The organism is Alteriqipengyuania abyssalis (genome assembly GCF_019857185.1).
In the GTDB taxonomy this organism is placed as follows: domain Bacteria; phylum Pseudomonadota; class Alphaproteobacteria; order Sphingomonadales; family Sphingomonadaceae; genus Alteriqipengyuania; species Alteriqipengyuania abyssalis.
In genome coordinates, this window is sequence record NZ_JAHWXP010000001.1 from 987,608 (window position 1) to 1,003,960 (window position 16,353).

The 16,353-nt window shown below is 67.2% G+C and carries 17 protein-coding genes and 1 tRNA gene; 11 read left to right on the forward strand and 7 right to left on the reverse strand.

Annotated elements, in window-relative coordinates; translation table 11 throughout:
- Positions 1-157: 157 nt before the first annotated feature.
- On the reverse strand, positions 158-1,609 hold the full coding sequence (locus KYN89_RS04965) for a DNA recombination protein RmuC (RefSeq protein WP_222824052.1): 1,452 nt from the start codon (positions 1,607-1,609) through the stop codon (positions 158-160).
- A gap of 95 nt (positions 1,610-1,704) precedes the next feature.
- Between KYN89_RS04965 and KYN89_RS04970 the strand changes: the two genes are divergently transcribed.
- Complete coding sequence (locus KYN89_RS04970) at positions 1,705-2,103, forward strand: four-helix bundle copper-binding protein (RefSeq protein WP_222824053.1); 399 nt, start codon at positions 1,705-1,707, stop codon at positions 2,101-2,103.
- A gap of 121 nt (positions 2,104-2,224) precedes the next feature.
- On the opposite strand, the gene def is transcribed toward KYN89_RS04970, so the two are convergent.
- Both def and recR read right to left on the reverse strand, forming a co-directional pair.
- Positions 2,225-2,797 (reverse strand): peptide deformylase, encoded by a 573-nt coding sequence (gene def / locus KYN89_RS04975; protein ID WP_222824054.1) that lies wholly within the window; start codon positions 2,795-2,797, stop codon positions 2,225-2,227.
- A 40-nt stretch (positions 2,798-2,837) separates the two neighbouring features.
- Positions 2,838-3,431: a recombination mediator RecR gene (gene recR, locus KYN89_RS04980; RefSeq protein ID WP_010238745.1), complete on the reverse strand. Its 594-nt coding sequence runs from the start codon at positions 3,429-3,431 to the stop codon at positions 2,838-2,840.
- 53 nt (positions 3,432-3,484) lie between these two features.
- Between recR and fmt the strand changes: the two genes are divergently transcribed.
- The 4 genes from fmt (at position 3,485) to KYN89_RS05000 (ending at position 7,050) form a co-directional block, all read left to right on the forward strand.
- Positions 3,485-4,405: a methionyl-tRNA formyltransferase gene (gene fmt / locus KYN89_RS04985; RefSeq protein WP_222824055.1), complete on the forward strand. Its 921-nt coding sequence runs from the start codon at positions 3,485-3,487 to the stop codon at positions 4,403-4,405.
- An 84-nt stretch (positions 4,406-4,489) separates the two neighbouring features.
- Entirely contained in the window at positions 4,490-4,987 is a 498-nt protein-coding gene (locus KYN89_RS04990) for a hypothetical protein (RefSeq protein ID WP_222824056.1), read from the forward strand.
- 39 nt (positions 4,988-5,026) lie between these two features.
- Complete coding sequence (truA, locus tag KYN89_RS04995) at positions 5,027-5,782, forward strand: tRNA pseudouridine(38-40) synthase TruA (protein ID WP_222824057.1); 756 nt, start codon at positions 5,027-5,029, stop codon at positions 5,780-5,782.
- 155 nt (positions 5,783-5,937) lie between these two features.
- Positions 5,938-7,050 carry a zinc-binding dehydrogenase gene (locus tag KYN89_RS05000; RefSeq protein WP_222824058.1) on the forward strand — a complete coding sequence of 371 codons (1,113 nt, stop codon included), beginning with the start codon at positions 5,938-5,940 and terminating at the stop codon, positions 7,048-7,050.
- Positions 7,051-7,096: 46 nt separating this feature from the next.
- Here the strand turns inward: KYN89_RS05000 and KYN89_RS05005 are convergent, their stop codons facing one another.
- Positions 7,097-8,074 carry an asparaginase gene (locus KYN89_RS05005; RefSeq protein WP_054526642.1) on the reverse strand — a complete coding sequence of 326 codons (978 nt, stop codon included), beginning with the start codon at positions 8,072-8,074 and terminating at the stop codon, positions 7,097-7,099.
- 99 nt (positions 8,075-8,173) lie between these two features.
- On the opposite strand from KYN89_RS05005, the gene KYN89_RS05010 reads away from it, so the two are divergent.
- Positions 8,174-8,249, forward strand: a tRNA-Val gene (locus tag KYN89_RS05010).
- Between the two features lie 55 nt (positions 8,250-8,304).
- Positions 8,305-9,528 (forward strand): FAD-dependent oxidoreductase, encoded by a 1,224-nt coding sequence (locus KYN89_RS05015; RefSeq protein WP_222824059.1) that lies wholly within the window; start codon positions 8,305-8,307, stop codon positions 9,526-9,528.
- 12 nt (positions 9,529-9,540) lie between these two features.
- Here the strand turns inward: KYN89_RS05015 and KYN89_RS05020 are convergent, their stop codons facing one another.
- The gene (locus KYN89_RS05020; protein ID WP_346727194.1) at positions 9,541-10,116 is read right to left on the reverse strand and encodes a TlpA family protein disulfide reductase; all 576 of its coding nucleotides are present in this window, start codon (positions 10,114-10,116) and stop codon (positions 9,541-9,543) included.
- On the opposite strand from KYN89_RS05020, the gene argH reads away from it, so the two are divergent.
- Genes argH through KYN89_RS05040 form a run of 4 tightly spaced genes read left to right on the forward strand, consistent with a single transcriptional unit; the run spans position 10,100 to position 13,848 of the window.
- Positions 10,100-11,524 (forward strand): argininosuccinate lyase, encoded by a 1,425-nt coding sequence (gene argH, locus KYN89_RS05025; protein ID WP_222824060.1) that lies wholly within the window; start codon positions 10,100-10,102, stop codon positions 11,522-11,524. The two genes, KYN89_RS05020 and argH, sit on opposite strands and share 17 nt — an antisense overlap.
- Before the next feature lie 11 nt (positions 11,525-11,535).
- Positions 11,536-11,784, forward strand: a complete 249-nt coding sequence (gene lptM / locus KYN89_RS05030; RefSeq protein WP_054524781.1) for an LPS translocon maturation chaperone LptM — start codon at positions 11,536-11,538, stop codon at positions 11,782-11,784.
- Between the two features lie 31 nt (positions 11,785-11,815).
- Entirely contained in the window at positions 11,816-13,075 is a 1,260-nt protein-coding gene (gene lysA / locus KYN89_RS05035; RefSeq protein WP_222824061.1) for a diaminopimelate decarboxylase, read from the forward strand.
- Positions 13,063-13,848, forward strand: coding sequence for a precorrin-2 dehydrogenase/sirohydrochlorin ferrochelatase family protein (locus KYN89_RS05040; protein ID WP_222824062.1), 786 nt, complete (start codon positions 13,063-13,065; stop codon positions 13,846-13,848). Before lysA ends, KYN89_RS05040 begins: the two co-directional genes overlap by 13 nt.
- Here the strand turns inward: KYN89_RS05040 and KYN89_RS05045 are convergent.
- Both KYN89_RS05045 and KYN89_RS05050 read right to left on the reverse strand, forming a co-directional pair.
- Complete coding sequence (locus tag KYN89_RS05045) at positions 13,845-14,900, reverse strand: helix-turn-helix domain-containing protein (RefSeq protein ID WP_248284973.1); 1,056 nt, start codon at positions 14,898-14,900, stop codon at positions 13,845-13,847. The genes KYN89_RS05040 and KYN89_RS05045 overlap by 4 nt on opposite strands.
- Positions 14,901-15,002: 102 nt before the next feature.
- A complete protein-coding gene (locus KYN89_RS05050) occupies positions 15,003-16,292 on the reverse strand; it encodes an adenylosuccinate synthase (protein ID WP_222824064.1) in 1,290 nt (429 codons plus the stop codon).
- Positions 16,293-16,353 lie beyond the last annotated feature (61 nt).

Genomic DNA, 16,353 nt, shown 5'->3' on the forward strand with positions numbered 1-16,353 from the left:
TTCTTCAGGTACCGCGCTAAAAGCAGCACTACCCCGGATCAAGTCCGGGGTGACGTGAATGAGAGATGGGTCGCTTGAGCTACGGCCTTGCGCCCCTCGCCGATTTCTACCCCAAATCGTCATCCCGGGCCTGACCCGGGATCAGGCTTCTTCTGCCCTACTCCGCCGCGTCGCGTTCGGCCTCGGTGCGGTCCTCGATCGCCGCGACATCTTCCGAAGTGTAGGTCGGTGTTTCAGCGATCTGGGGGATTTCCTCGATCTCGCGCTTGCCGATCTCGATGCCCTTTTCGGACAGGCGGCGCCCTGCGGAGAGGACATTGCGCTCGAAACTCCCGACGAACTTGTTGTAGTTCTTGACCGCGCTTTCGAGCCCGCCGCCGACGCGCTTCATGTGTTCGGCCGCGATGGCGAGACGGTCGTAGAGTTCACCGCCCGCCTTGCCGATCTCCATCGCTTCCTTGGCGATCGTGTCCTGCCGCCAGACCTGCGCGACCGTCCGCGCGATCGCAACCAGATTGGTAGGTGTGGCCAGCAAGACTTTGTTACGGAATGCAAAATCCCACAGTTCGGGATCGGCGTCGAGCGCGGCTGCAACGAAATGCTCGCCCGGCACGAACATCACGACATAGTCGGGCGCGTCGTCGAACTGGCTCTGGTAGCTTTTCGAGCCCAGCGTTTGCACATGGCCGCGCATGGACTTGGCGTGCAGGTCCAGATGCCGCTTGCGCTCCCCCTCATCCTCCGCCTCGAACGCGGCTTGGTAGGCATTCAATGAGACCTTGGCGTCGATGACCAGCTTCTTCGAGCCGGGCACGTTCACGATCGCGTCGGGCCGCAGCCGGCCCTCCGCCGTCTCCAGTGATTGTTCGAGGTTGAAGTCGGTGTGCTCTGACAACCCGCACTGCTCCAGCACGTTCTGCAGCGCCCGCTCGCCCCAGCGGCCGCGCGCCTTGGGCGCGTTGGTGAGCGAATTGCCCAGCCGCTGCGCCTCGCGCCGGACTTCCTCCTGCCCGAGCCGCATCTGCTCGATCTGCGCGGCGAGCGAGGAGAAGGCGTTGGTGCGCTTTTCCTCCAGCGCGGCGACCTGATCCTCGTACTTCTTGAGCCGGTCGCCCACCGGCGCGAGCAGCGCACGAATCTTCTCCTCGGAGGATTTCTCGGAATGGCCGAACCGCTCGTTCGCGCGCTCCAGAAATGCTTCCTGCGCCTTGGTCAGCACGGCGGATCCGGTGTTCTGGAATTCCTTGAGCAATTCCTCGCGCGCCTCGACCAGCAGGCGCTTCTGCTCGTCGAAATTGGCGGTCTTCTCTTTCAGAGTCGCCAGTTCCGAGGAGAGCGCGCCATTGGCCCGCCGCGCCTCTTCCAGCACGGTTTCGTGCCGCGCACGGGTGTCCTTGAGCTCCGCCTCCAGCGCATCGACCCGGGCGCCCTTCTCGCGCGCCGCCTCAAGTTCGGCATAGGCGCGCAGGTACTTGGCGTCGGTCTCCTTCGCCTCCCGCTCGCTCTCGGCCAGCCGCGTCTTCAGCTCAGCTGCCGGCCGGCCACCGAGATACCACCCGACGCCCAGCCCGATGAGCAGCGCCACGACACCCAGAATCGCATATTCCATAACCGGAACATAGCTGGAACGACGCCGCGCGCCAAGCCGCCGCGGGAACTATCCCCCGCCCGTTCCGCTACCTCTCATGAGAAGGAGAAAAACCGATGTCGATCAAGGAAATGATCAGCGAGCACCCGTCCGTCGGGGCCGATTACAACGAGCAGCTGGCCGAGGCGGTGAAGCACGCGATGTATTGCGCGGCGATCTGCAATTCGTGCGCCGATGCGTGCAATGCAGAGCAAGGCGACATGTCCGAATGCATCCGCAAATGCTCGGACTGTTCGGATATCTGTCAGGCGGTCAGCACGGTCGCGGCGCGGCGGACGCACGGCAACACGGCGGTGATCAAGTCGCTGCTCGAAGCCTGCATCCTCGCGTGCAAGGTCTGCGCCGAGGAATGCGCGAAGCACGACAATCCGCACTGCAAGCGCTGCGAGAAGATGTGCCGCGAGTGCATGGAAGACTGCGTGAAGGCGCTTCAGGGCATGGTTGCGGCGGCGTAAGCCCAACAAAGAGAACCCGTCGCCCCGGACCTGATCCAGGGGACGGGCTCTTGAAAACAAACCGCCAGAAGGTAGCTTTGCCCCGGATCAAGTCCGGGGCGACTTTTACCCTGAGGTGGTATTAAGCCGCGACGCGCAGCTTCTTGAGCTTCTTGAGCGCCATCTGGCGCTTGAGGCGGCTGAGGTGGTCGATGAACAGGATGCCTTCGAGGTGGTCCATCTCATGCTGAATGCAGGTGGCGAGCAGGCCCTCCATCGCCTCGGTATGCTCGTTCCCGTCGAGATCCTTCCAGCGGACCGTGCAGGTCGCCGGGCGATCAACGTCGGCATAGATGTCGGGGACCGAGAGGCAGCCTTCCTGATATGTGGCCAGCTCCTCGTTCGGGTCGAGGATTTCGGGGTTGATGAACACCCGCGGCTCTTTCTTGGTCGCCGGGTGGGTGTGCTTGTGCCCGTCATGGTCGCACTCGATCGGCTCTGCATCCGGGTCTTCGGGCTGCAGGTCGATCACGAGGATGCGCTTGGGCACGCCGACCTGGATCGCGGCGAGGCCGATGCCGTTGGCGGCGTACATCGTCTCGAACATGTCGTCGACGAGGGTGCGCAAATCGTCGTCGAACTCGCCCGCTTCGACGGGCTGGGAGACGGTTTTCAGCCGGGGGTCCGGCACTTCAAGGATTTCGCGGATAGCCATGGGGGCTCAGATAAGCGCGCTTCGCCCAGCTATCAAGCGGTTAGCCGAGCGGCCTCCGCGCCCGCAATGCCTGCGCCAAGGTTCCCTCGTCCAGATAGTCCAGCTCGCCGCCGACCGGCAAGCCATGCGCGAGTTGCGTGATGCGCACGGGAAAATCCTCCAGCCGCTCGGCGAGGTAATGGGCGGTGGTCTGCCCTTCGAGCGTAGCGTTCATCGCCAGCACCACCTCGTCCACCCCCGCTTCGACCCGCGCGAGCAGGCCGGGGATCGCGAGATCTTCGGGCCGCACGCCGTCGAGCGCGGAGAGCCGCCCGCCGAGCACGTGGAACGTGCCCGAGAACAGCTTCGCGCGGTCGAGCGCCCACAGGTCCGCCACATCCTCGACCACGCAAATCGACTTGGCATCACGCCGGGGATCGGAGCAGATGCCGCAGGGGTCTTGCGTGTCGACATTGCCGCAGATCCGGCATTCCTCCAGCGTGTCCTGAACGCTGAGCAGCGCGTCGAGCAGCGCGGGCAGCGCGGTTTCGCGCTTCTTGACCAGATGCAGCACCGCGCGCCGCGCCGAGCGCGGCCCCAGCCCGGGCAGGCGGGCGAGCGCGGATGCCAGTGTCTCGATCTCTTGCGATGCCATGAGGTGACAGATAGGGCGAGCACCCCTCCACAGCAAAGGTCGCCGCACAGCTTATGCGCATCGTCTTCATGGGAACGCCCGATTTCGCGGTGCCGACGCTGGAAGCGCTGGTTCACGCCGCGCATGAGGTGGTCTGTGTCTACACCCAGCCGCCGCGTAAGGCGGGCCGGGGCAAGAAGCTTCAGCCGACACCAGTGCATCAGGCGGCAGAGCGCCTCGGGATCGAGGTGCGCCACCCTGCTTCGCTGAAACCGCAGGAGGAGAAGGACGCGTTCGCCGCGCTCGATGTCGATGTCGGCGTGGTGGCCGCCTATGGGCTGATCCTGCCGCAGGCGGTGCTCGATGCGCCGACGCACGGCTGCCTCAACGTGCATGCCAGCATCCTGCCGCGCTGGCGCGGTGCTGCACCGATCCAGCGTGCGATCCTTGCAGGCGATATCGGCACCGGGGTCACCATTATGCAGATGGAGGCCGGGCTCGATACAGGGCCGATGCTGGCGACCGTGCGCACCCCGATCGACCGCAAGACCGCAGGCGACCTGACCGACGAACTGGCCGAGAAGGGCGCGCAATTGATGGTCGGCACCTTGCGCGAACTCTCCAAGCATATCCCGGTCGCGCAGGACGATACGGAAGCGACCCATGCGCCCAAGATCGACAAGGCCGAGGCCCGGCTCGACTGGACGCAGGACGCGGTTCAGGTGGAACGGCAGGTGCGCGCCTTCGCCCCGTGGCCGGGTGCTTTCTTCGAACATGAGGGTGCCGAGGGGATGGAACGCGTGAAGGTTCTCGCGGCAGAGATCGCGGAGGGTTCGGGCGCGCCCGGCACCGTGCTCGACGATGCGCTGACGGTGGCGTGCGGCAGTGGCGCGCTGCGGCTCACCCGCGTGCAGCGGGCGGGCAAGCCGGCGATGGATACGGCGGATTTCCAGCGCGGGCGTGCGATCGGCAAGGGCGCGCAGCTGGGTTCATGACAATGCCCGTTAGTTCCCCAGCCCGCGATTGACTTCGCCCCGCGACCGGGAAACGTCGCCCCACCATTCACTGGGGAGACGAGTATGAGACGGGCGGTGGCGATCACGATCGGTGCGGGCATGATCGCAGCGGGCACGGCGCTGGCGGCGTGCGGCGCAGCGGAACCCGGCGAGGCGGCTGGCGACAGCTTGCCAAGAGTCTCCTCTGCGGCCCCTGCCGATCTTTCCGACGGGCTGATCACCTGCGCCATGCCCGATTTCGACGGCAAGACCGGCCTGACCGTGACCGAGCGCTTCATCCTGATCGATGGCCAGCCGAAGCGCTATTCCGATTTCAACAACCAGGCCTTCGATCTTTGCCAGGCGGGGCAGGATAATTGCGCGCTCAAAATCGAGAACGGCGTCATCCGGATGGACTGGACCAGCGCGAACGGCACGCGGTCACGCTATGACGTCGATCTGGGCACGCTCGACATTGCCGCCTACACCACGAAGGCCGGCGAGGCGGAGCGCGCGGTCGCCTTTCGGGAAGGCGCGAAATGCGTGCGTGAACCGCTGCCCGAGGGTCTTCAGGTTATGTGACGGGTTGCCTCGCGGCGATCTGTCCCTAGCAGGGGCGCCATGGCCCCGACCCGCTATGCCCTGACTCTCGAATTCGACGGCACGCCCTTCTTCGGCCTCCAGCGCCAGAAGGACGGGCCCAGCGTGCAGCAGGCGGTGGAGGAGGCCGCGCAGGCGGTCACCGGGCAGCAGGTCACTCTGCACAGCGCAGGGCGCACCGATACCGGCGTCCACGCGATCGCCATGCGCAGCCATTTCGATGTCGAGAGCAAGCTGACGCCATTTCGCATGGGCGAGGCGATCAACGCGCATCTGCGCCCTGCCCCCATTGCAGTGACGCATTGCGAGGTCGTGCCGGAAGATTGGCACGCACGCTTCAGCTGCATCGGTCGCCGCTACCTCTATCGCATCATCAACCGCCGCGCCCCGCTGACGCTCGAGAAGAACCGCGCCTGGCTGGTCTCGCCCGAGTGCGACGCGGAGGCGATGCACCGCGCGGCGCAGAGCCTTGTCGGCCATCACGACTTCACCACCTTCCGCTCCGTCCACTGTCAGGCGGCAAGCCCGGTCAAGACGCTCGACCGGCTGGATGTGGAACGTGCGGGCGAGGAGATCCGCATCCACGTCGCCGCGCGCAGCTTCCTCCATCATCAGGTGCGCTCGATGGTCGGCTGCCTCGCGCTGGTCGGCATGGGGCGCTGGAACGAAGGCCGCATCGCGCAGGTTCTGGAAGCGAAAGACCGGCAGGAACTGGGCCTCAACGCGCCATCGCACGGGCTCTATTTCGTCGAGGCGATTTATCCTGAAGCGCCGTAAACCCACCCCGCTGCGACTATCTCGCTATGCTCGATGTCTCGCTGCCCCTCCCTTGAGGGAGGGGTTTGGGGTGGGTGTTCGGCAGTTGTAACTCGCGTAAGGGCCGCCTAGGTCGCGACGGCATAAGTTTCTAATCGCAACGAAAGGGACGAGGAATGACCACCACCGGCAAACAGATCTTCACCACGCTGGAAAGCGACGGCACGCTGACCGTCGAAGTCGCGACCAGCGAAACTCCCGAGCCCAAGGGCAATCAGGTGCTGGTGAAAATGGAAGCCGCGCCGATCAACCCGAGCGATCTTGCCCTGCTGTTTGGCCAGGCAGACCTCGACAATGCGGATTATTCCGAGGGCAAGATCGTCGCCAAGATGCCCGAGCCGTTCAACTCGGGCTCCAAGGGCCGCCACGGCCAGCGCATGCCGGTCGGCAATGAAGGCGCGGGCGAAGTGATCGCAACCGGCGATTCCGATGCGGCAAAGGCCCTGATGGGCAAGCGCGTCTCCTGCGTGCCCGGCACCGCCTACGCCGAATACGCCATCGCCGATGCCAATATGTGCCTGCCGCTGGGCGACATTTCGTCGAAGGATGGCGCCTCCGCCTTCGTCAACCCGATGACCGCGCTCGGCTTCGTCGAGACCGCGAAGATGGAGGGTTTCAAGGCGATCGTGCACACCGCCGCCGCGTCCAACCTAGGCCAGATGCTCGTGCGCATCTGTCAGGAAGACGAGATGGAGCTGGTGAACATCGTGCGCCGGCAGGAACAGGTCGATGTGCTGAAGGGCCTGGGTGCCAAGCATATCGTCAACTCGTCCGACGACGATTTCATGAAACAGCTGCGCAATGCGATCGACGAGACCGACGCCTTCATCGGCTTCGATCCGATCGGCGGGGGCAAAGCGGTCGACAATGCCTTCAAGGCGATGGAGCAGGTCGCGGTCGGCAAGATGCCCGAATACAGCCGCTACGGGTCGAACCAGCAGAAGAAGATGTACATCTACGGGCGGCTCGACCTCAGCCCGACCGTGCTGACCCCGTCCTACGGCTTTGGCTGGACGCTCTCGGGCTGGCTGCTGTTCCCCTTCATGCAGAGCGCAGGCAAGGAAACCGTGGCCCGTATGCGCAAGCGCGTGCTGGAGAACCTGACCACCACCTTCAAGAGCGAGTACACGAAGGAAGTGACGCTCGAAGGCATGCTGGAGAAGGACGCAGTGCTGCAATACCGCCAGATGCGCACCGGCGAGAAGTATCTCGTTACCCCGCACGGGTAATCCAAAACCCTCGTCACCCCTGCGCAGGCAGGGGTGACGGCCAAGCTCAGCGCCCGTCGAAGTGGCGCTGCGCCTCTGCTGGCTCGGTAATCCCGTTGGCGATCAGCAGCGCGGTAAGCAGCCGCGCCTTGGGTGGGGCGAGCGCGCGCGAGGCGACGAAGCCGTTCGCATCGTCCTGCGGCTCGCGATCGACCAGCCCTTCGTCGGTCCGGCTAGCACGCACCACCAGGCATCCGCGCCGCGCGTGCTGCACCAGAATCTGCCGCACAGGATCGGGCATGTTGCCCTCGCCCAGCCCGGACACGACGATTCCCGGCGGATCGTCCGACAGCTGGCGCGCGGCTGCGGCGGCAGTCATCCCGGCATAGACCGCCAGGATCGGCACGTCGGGCAGCGGCAGGAAGCGCAGCGATGCGGCATCCCCCACGCGCCATGGCGCCCCGAACCAGTCGAGCCGCGAGGGGGTGACGATCGCAACCGATTCGCGCGGGAAGCCGCGAAACGCCTCGGTCGCGCGGGTCTGCGCCTTGCGTACGTCGCGCGCCGAATGGACCCGGTCGCCCATCACCACCAGCACTCCGCGCCCCGCGGCATCCGGATCGCCCGCGACCCGCACCGCATTGGCGAAATTGCGCATCCCGTCATATCCGACCGCATCGGCAGGCCGCATCGCGCCGACCAGCACCACCGGCTTGGTGCTGGGCAGCGTGAGGTCGAGCAGGAAGGCGGTTTCCTCCGCCGTATCGGTCCCGTGGGTGACGATGATCCCGTCGACGCCGTCGTCGCGCATCGCGAGGTCGATCTCCGCATGGAGGCGCGACCAGATCGAGGCGTCGATGTCTTCCGATCCGATATTGGCGATCTGCCGCCCGGTGAAATCGGCCGCGACGCCCAGGCCGCTGGCCTGTTTCAGATAGTCCTCGATCCCGATCTGGCCGGGGCGGTAATCGGCGCGCATGGCGTCGCCGGCCTGGCCTGCGATGGTGCCGCCTGTGGCGAGAACGAGGATGCGTGGAAGCGTCATGGACGCCGCCCTAACCTGCCTGCACATGCTTTCAATCGAATTTCTGGCAATTGATTTTCAAGTTTGGGCCGCTAGATAGCGGCCCTCCCGAATGTGATCGGGCGATTAGCTCAGTTGGTAGAGCGCTTCGTTTACACCGAAGATGTCGGCAGTTCGAGCCTGTCATCGCCCACCATTCCTTTTCCGACCATCCCTTGCCCATACCGCGCCGAGGCGGCAATCGGGCGGCGATGAGCCATTTCGACATCGCGATTGCCGGGTGCGGACCGGCGGGCCTTGCCGCCGCGCTGCTGCTGCACCGGCAGGGGCACCGGGTGACGCTGTTCGAGCGGTTCGATCGACCGCGCCCGATCGGATCGGGTCTGATGATCCAGCCGAGCGGGCTCGCGGTGCTGGATGCGCTGGGCCTTGCGCCCGATATCCTCGCCCACGGCGCGCCGATCCGCGCGCTTCACGGGCTCAACCATCAGGGCGATGTCGCGCTGGATGCGCGCTATGCCGATCTCGGCGTGGCGGGAGCCTGCGGGATCGGAATCCACCGCGGCAGCCTGTTCGCCCTGCTTTTTCGCGCCGCGCAGGCGGAGGGGATCACCATCGAGACCGGCTTCCCCGTTGCCACCACTCGAATCGAGGCAGGCGGCCGGACGCTGACCTGCGACGACGGGCGCACCACCCGCGCGTTCGATCTGGTGGTCGATGCGCTGGGCACCTCCTCCCCCCTCGCCCCGCCATGCGGCGAATGGCTCGCCTTCGGGGCGCTGTGGACGACGCTGGACTGGCCCGCCGATGCTCCGTTCGATGCAGGCCTGCTCGAACAGCGCTACACCCACGCGGAGCAGATGGCGGGCGTGTTGCCCACCGGCGTGCGGGTCGATGGCACGATGCGCGAACTCTCGTTCTTCTGGTCACTCAAGGCGAGTGAGTACGAGGGCTGGCGCGATGCGGGCCTCGATGCGTGGAAGACGCAGGTCTGCGCGCTGTGGCCCGCATGCGAGGGCCTGCTGCAACACATCGCCGCCCCCGAACAGCTGACCTTCGCCCGCTATGCCCATCGCCGCGTGCCCGAACCTGTGGGCGAGCGGCTGATCCACATCGGCGATGCCTGGCACTCGGCCAGCCCGCAGCTGGGGCAAGGTGCGAACATGGCGCTGCTCGATGCCTTTGCGCTCGCCCGGGGCATCGCCTCGCACGGCGATCTGCAGGAACGCCTTGCCCATGCAGCGCGGCTGCGCAGCCGGCATGTGAAGCTCTATCAGGCGCTCACCTGGGCGGCGACGCCGCTCTACCAGTCGGACAAGGCGTGGCACGCGCTGCTGCGCGATTTCCTGCTGACCCCGCTGGGCCGCGTGTCGCCGGGGCCGGGAATTCAGGCGCGGCTGGTTGCGGGGCTGGTCGGCAATCCGCTAGCCCCGCTGGGCCTTTCCGTGCCCGATTACGAAGCGATCGCGCGCTAGCGCCCCGTGCGTTCAGGGCGTATCGACGACCTGCTGAACCGCCTCGCGCGCCGGCTCGCTCGACCAGTCCAGCTCGCCGGTAACCCGCCACACCTCCTGCCCGCTGCGATCGTACATCACGGTGGTCGGCAGCGTCGCCGCACCGATCGCCTCACCCAGCGCGAGCTGCGGGTCGATCCACGGCGGCAGGCTGTCGATGTCGTTTTTCTCGAAGAATTCGGTGATCTTGGCCGGATCGCCCATGTCCTGGCTGATCGTGACCACGTTGAGCTCGTCCTCGTAATCCGCCGCCAGCTGGTCGAGCATCGGCATTTCCTTGACGCACGGCGCGCACCAGGTGGCCCACAGGTTCATCAGCACCGGGCGCCCCTGCAGAGCGCCCAGATTGAGCACCGCGCCTTCGGGGTCGACCATGTTGGCGGCGGGCATCAGGTCGCCCGCATGGCTCCGGTCGATCTCGCCGGGCTTCGCCTCTTTGCCAGCCTCGGTCTGCGCCGCACTCTCTTGCGGGGCCGGGTCGGCCTCCCTATCGCACCCGCTCAGGATCAGGACGATGGCGAGCGCAGGCAAAATGGCAGAACGGGACACGGATACCTCCAGCGCAGGGCGCGGCAACGCGATGTGGGGCGGCCGCTTCGCCGACGGGCCTAGTGCCATCATGCGCGAAATCAATGCCTCGATTCCCTTCGACAAGGCGCTCTGGCGGCAGGATATCGCGGGCAGCCGCGCGCATGTGAGCATGCTGGCCGCGCAGGGCATCCTGTCGCAGGAAGATGCGAACACCATCGACAACGGCCTCCAGACCATCGCCGCCGAGTACGAGCGGGAGGGCGTGCCCGAGAACTGGGATCTGGAAGACATCCACATGACCGTGGAATCGCGACTTACCGAACTGGTCGGCCCAGTCGCGGGCCGCCTGCACACCGCGCGCAGCCGCAACGATCAGGTCGCGACCGATTTCAAGCTGTGGACCCGCGAGGCGATCGAGGAGACCGACGCCGGGCTTGCCGCGGTGCAGGCAGCGCTGGTCATGCGCGCGGAGCAGCACGCAGCCGACATCATGCCCGGCTTCACCCATCTGCAGGCCGCACAACCGGTCACTCTGGGGCATCACCTGATGGCCTATTACGAGATGCTGCGGCGCGACCGGATGCGCTTTGCGGCCGCGAAGGAGCGGCTCGACGAATGCCCGCTGGGGGCCGCCGCGCTGGCGGGCACCGGGTTCGACCTCGACCGCGAGGCGACGGCGAAGGCTCTGGGCTTTGCGCGGCCGACCGCCAACAGCCTCGACACGGTGTCCGACCGCGATTTCGCGATGGACTATCTGCACGCGGCCAGCATCGCGAGCATTCACCTGTCGCGCCTCGCCGAAGAGATCATCATCTGGGCAAGCCAGCCCTTCGGCTTCATCCGCCTGCCCGATTCGCTCTCGACCGGCAGCTCGATCATGCCGCAGAAGAAGAACCCCGACGCCGCCGAGCTTGTCCGCGGGCACGCCGGCCGGATCATCGGCGCGGCGACCGCGCTTTCGATCACGATGAAGGGCCTGCCGCTGGCCTATGCGAAGGACATGCAGGACGACAAACCGCCGGTGTTCGATGCGCACGGCCTGCTGGTCCTCTCGCTGGCGAGCATGGAAGGCATGATCGCGGGCGCTGAGTTCAACACCGACCGTATGCTCGCGCTGGCGGGTAGCGGACACGCGACCGCAACCGACCTGGCCGACTGGCTGGTGCGCGAGGCAGGCGTCCCCTTCCGCGAGGCGCATCACATCACCGGCGCTGCGGTCGCGCGGGCCGATGCAAAGGGCTGCGCGCTGGGCGATCTGACGCAGGAGGATCTTGCCGCGATCGATCCGCGGGTGACGCCGGAAGCGCTCGCCAACCTCACGCTCGAAGGATCGGTCGCCTCGCGCCGCAGCTATGGCGGAACCGCGCCCGATCGGGTACGCCAGCAGGTGACCGAGGCGCGCCGCGCGCTCGGCCTCGATAGTTAAAGCGAACGACCATGCGCATCCGCCTCGCCCTCGTGCTCACCGCCGTTCTCCCGCTCGCGCTGTCCGCCTGCGGCCAGCGGGCCGCCTTGCAGCCGCCGCCGGGCGAAACCCTGCCGCCTGCGCCCTATGGCAGCGACCAGCAGCTGACTGCGGAAGAGCTGCTCGAACCCGATGTGATCGCGCAGCCGATCCGCGATACCGAGCTGCGCACCCGCTCCGAAGAGCGCGAGGACGATCCTTTCGACCTGCCCCCCGAATAGGGCGAACCCGAGTTAGGCCGAACCAAGTACGATGGACCATTTCAAGCTGACCGACGGCATCCTCCACGCCGAGGATGTGCCCCTGCCCACGATCGCGCAGGAGGTTGGGACCCCCGTCTACGTCTATTCGCGCGCCACGCTGGGACGCCATGCGCGCGTGTTTCGCGAAGGGTTGGGCGAACTTGACAACCCGCTGATCCTGTTCGCGGTCAAGGCCAACCCCAACCTTGCGGTGCTGCGCGTGTTGCAGCGTGAAGGCTTCGGCGCGGACGTGGTTTCGGGCGGCGAACTGCGCCGCGCGCTCGCCGCCGGGATGACGCCGGACAAGATCGTGTTTTCGGGCGTGGGCAAGACCCGCGCCGAGCTGGAGCTTGGCCTCGACACCGGTATCGCGCAGTTCAACATTGAATCGCGCGAGGAAGGCCGCGAACTGGCCGAGCTGGCCGCCGCGCGGGGCGAGAAGGCGCGCTGCGCGCTGCGGATCAACCCCGATGTCGACGCGGGCACGCACGAGAAGATCAGCACCGGCAAGGCGGACAACAAGTTCGGCGTACCGCTGCACCACGCGGGCGAGGCTTTTGCCGAACTGGGCGCGCTGCCCGGCCTCGCGCTTGAAGGCCTCGCGATCCATATCGGCAGCCAGCTGGCCGATCTCGCGCCGCTGGAAACCGCCTTCGGGAAGATCGGCACGCTGCTCGGCCAGCTGCGCGAGGCGGGCCACACGATCACCCGGGTCGATCTGGGCGGCGGACTGGGCGTGCCCTACCGCACGGGCGAGAGCTTCCCCAGCCCCGCCGATTACGGCGCGATGGTCGCGCGCGTGACCCGCGACTGGGGCGTGCAGCTGGTGTTCGAGCCGGGACGCGTGATCGCGGGCAATGCCGGCGTGCTGCTGACCCGCGTGGTGCGCGTGAAGCGCGGGCTCAACAATCCCTTCGTGATCGTCGATGCGGCGATGAACGATCTGGCGCGCCCTGCGCTGTATGGCGCGTGGCACGATTTCGAGCCGGTCGCCCAGACCGAGGAGCGGATGACCGCCAACATCGTCGGCCCGATCTGCGAGACCGGCGATACCTTCGCCACCAACCGCGACTGTCCCGCGCTGGTCGCGGGCGATCTGGCGGTGTTCCGCACCGCCGGGGCCTACGGCGCGACCATGGCATCGTCGTACAACTCGCGCGGCTTCGTGCCCGAAGTGCTGGTCAGCGGCAGCGACTATGCGGTGGTCGCCGACCGGATCGATGCGGGTGCGATCATGGATGCGGAGCGCGTGCCGGAATGGCTGGACTGATCGCTTCGCTGCCGCTGTTCCACCAGGTTGCGGGCAGCCGCATCGTGGTGGTCGGCAGCGGACCGATGGCGGAGGCAAAGCGCCGGCTGGTCGAACGCGCGGGCGCGGTGCCCGTGGGCGAGGCGGAGGCGCATCATGCCGCGCTGGCATTCGTCGCACTGGAGGATGCGGGAGAGGCTGCGGCGGCGCGCCAGCGGCTCAAGGCGAAGGGCCTGCTGGTCAATGTCGCGGACAAGCCCGACCTGTGCGATTTCACCACGCCGAGCATTCTCGACCGCGATCCGCTGTTGATCGCGATCGGCACGGGCGGGGCCTCCGCCGGTCTTGCCAAGCATATCCGCCTGCGGCTCGAAGCGATCCTGCCGCAGCGGCTGGGCGAACTCGCGCGGGCGCTGGCGAGCGGGCGCGATACTCTGCGCGCGAAGCTGCCCGATGGCGACGCACGCCGCCGCGCGGTGGACGCGGCATTGCGCCCCGGCGGCACGCTCGACCCGCTGGACGAAGGCTCTGCCGAGCGGGTCGCGGACTGGCTGGCCAATCCCGCCGCCGATGCGCCCGCGCGGCTGGAGAGGATCGCGCTCGCCAGCGGCGATCCCGAAGACCTCACCCTGCGGCAGGCGCGCTGGCTGGGCGAGGCGGATGCGATCTATCACGACGCGCATGTGCCCCCCGCGATCTTGGCCCGCGCCCGCGCCGATGCCGCACGCCATCCGCTGCATACCGCCCCCGATCGGCCTGTGGAGGGCTTTGCCGTCATTCTCACGCGAGACTAGATTCCGGCGCAGTCGCACGCGCCTGTAGCGTCGAAATAGCGGGCCATCGCCTCCACCGCGCTGTCGCTGAGCGCGATGAATGCGCGCCGCCGGTCGACCAGATCTTCCTCGCGGCGGAGCAGGCCCTGCCTAGTCATCTGCGCGATCCAGCGCAGCGCGGTGGTCGGCGGAACGCCGCTGGCGATGCACAGCGAGGTGACCGAGACGCGCCGCCCCTCCGCCCGTGCGGCGGTCAGATCCAGCAGGATGTCCCACGCAGGGTCCGCGAACAGCTCCGCCTCGAAGAATCGCGCGCGCGCCTGCCGCTTGCGGATCAGCGCGCGGACGCGGCGCGGATCGGGCAGGCCGGGCACCGGAGATTGCCCTTCGGCCTCCCGCCCGCCCTGGCGATGCTCGCGCAAGTTGCCGCTGCCCTGTTCGCCCGTGCCGAAGGCGAAGGCGGCGCTGCCATCGCGCGGCACGTCGTCGCGTGCCATCAGCCCGTCGAGCTTCTCCGCCAGCAGGCTCACCCGCTCGACCAGCCGCATCACCGCCACCCGGTCTTCGGCAGACAGGTCGCGCACCCGCGCCCCGGCCAGCCGCGCCAGCGCCTCGCCAAAGGCGACCAGCCGCTCCCCCCGCCCCGGCTCGACCAGCAGCACCGGATCGCTTTCGCCCATCGCCACCATCACCGGTTCGAGCGCGCCGATCGTGGTCGCGACGATCAGCTGCCCGCCCGAGCGCGCAATCCGCGCATCCAGCCGCGCGAGCATGGCGAGCGTCGCCGCATCCGCGCCCGAGGCATCGACCGCGACCAGATCGCCCAGCGCGCGCGTCTTTTCATCATCCAGCGCGATCAGCCCTTCGGCCTGCGCCACGCGGAACCCGGCGAGCTGCGCATCGGCGCGCATCGCCTCGCGCACATGCGGGCGGTCGGCGAACAGCGAGATCGCGACCGGCAGTCCGCCACCATCTCTTGGCGCGTACGCAGGCCCGTCCGCGGGCGCATCGCCCGCCAGCGCGTAGCTGAGATCGGTATTGCTTCCGGCGGCGCGCGACTCGGTGTGGAGCATCACTATTCCCTCTTTGTTCCGCATGCACTCATGAGAACAAAGGGGGAATAAGTCAATCGCATCCATAGTGGAGCGGGTTGCCCGCCCCACCCGGTATCGTGCCTAGTCTTCGAACGGATCGCGGACCAGGATCGTGTCCTCACGCTCCGGGCTGGTCGAAACCAGCGCCACCGGACACTCGATCAGTTCCTGGATGCGGCTGATATACTTGATCGCGTTGGCGGGCAGGTCGGCCCAGCTGCGCGCCCCGGCGGTGCTTTCCTGCCAGCCTTCCATTTCTTCATAGATCGGCTCGCACCGCGCCTGGCTGGCCGCATGGCTCGGCAGGTAGTCGTAGATCTTCCCGTCGAGGCGATAGCCGGTGCAGATCTTCACCTTGTCCATCCCGTCGAGCACGTCGATCTTGGTCAGCGCGATGCCGGTCACGCCCGCGATCGAGCAGGTCTGGCGCACCAGCACCGCATCGAACCAGCCCACGCGCCGCTTGCGCCCGGTGACGACACCGAACTCGTGCCCGCGCTCGCCCAGCCCCTGCCCGATCTCGTCGGTCAGCTCGGTCGGGAAAGGCCCACTGCCTACGCGCGTGGTGTAGGCCTTGGTAATCCCGAGCACGAAGCCGGTCGCATTGGGGCCAAGGCCCGAACCGCTCGCCGCAGTACCGCTGACCGTGTTGGAGCTGGTCACGAAGGGATAGGTGCCGTGGTCGACATCGAGCAGCACGCCCTGCGCGCCCTCGAAGAGCACGCGTGCGCCCGCCTTGCGGACCTTCTTCAGCCGCTTCCACACCGGCTGCGCGAACTGGAGCACGAAGGGCGCGATCTCGCGCAGGTCTGCTATCAGTGCTTCGCGGTCGATCGGCGGCTCGTCGAACCCGGCGCGCAGTGCATCATGATGCGCGCACAGGCGGTCGAGCTGCGGCTCGATTTCGTCGAGATGCGCGAGGTCGCACACGCGGATTGCGCGGCGGCCGACCTTGTCTTCGTAGGCCGGGCCGATCCCGCGCCCGGTGGTGCCGATCTTGCCCTGCCCTGCCGCAGTCTCCCGCAGGCCATCGAGGTCGCGGTGGAGCGGCAGGATCAGCGGGCAGTTGTCGGCCACGGCGAAGTTGTCGGCGGTGATCTTCACCCCCTGCCCTTCGAGCTTTTCGATCTCCGACTTCAATGCCCACGGGTCGAGCACCACGCCATTGCCGATCAGCGAGAGCGTGCCGGTGACGATACCCGAAGGGACCAGGCTGATCTTGTAGGTCGTGCCGTCGACCACCAGCGTATGGCCGGCATTGTGGCCACCCTGGAAGCGGACCACGGCGTCGGCGCGGCTGGCCAGCCAGTCGACGATCTTGCCCTTGCCCTCGTCACCCCACTGGGCCCCGATCACGGTTACGTTGGCCACACCTGCACTCCTTCAAAACTCATTGCGCCTGCCGACATCGGCCCGGCGTGCGGCGGCTTTG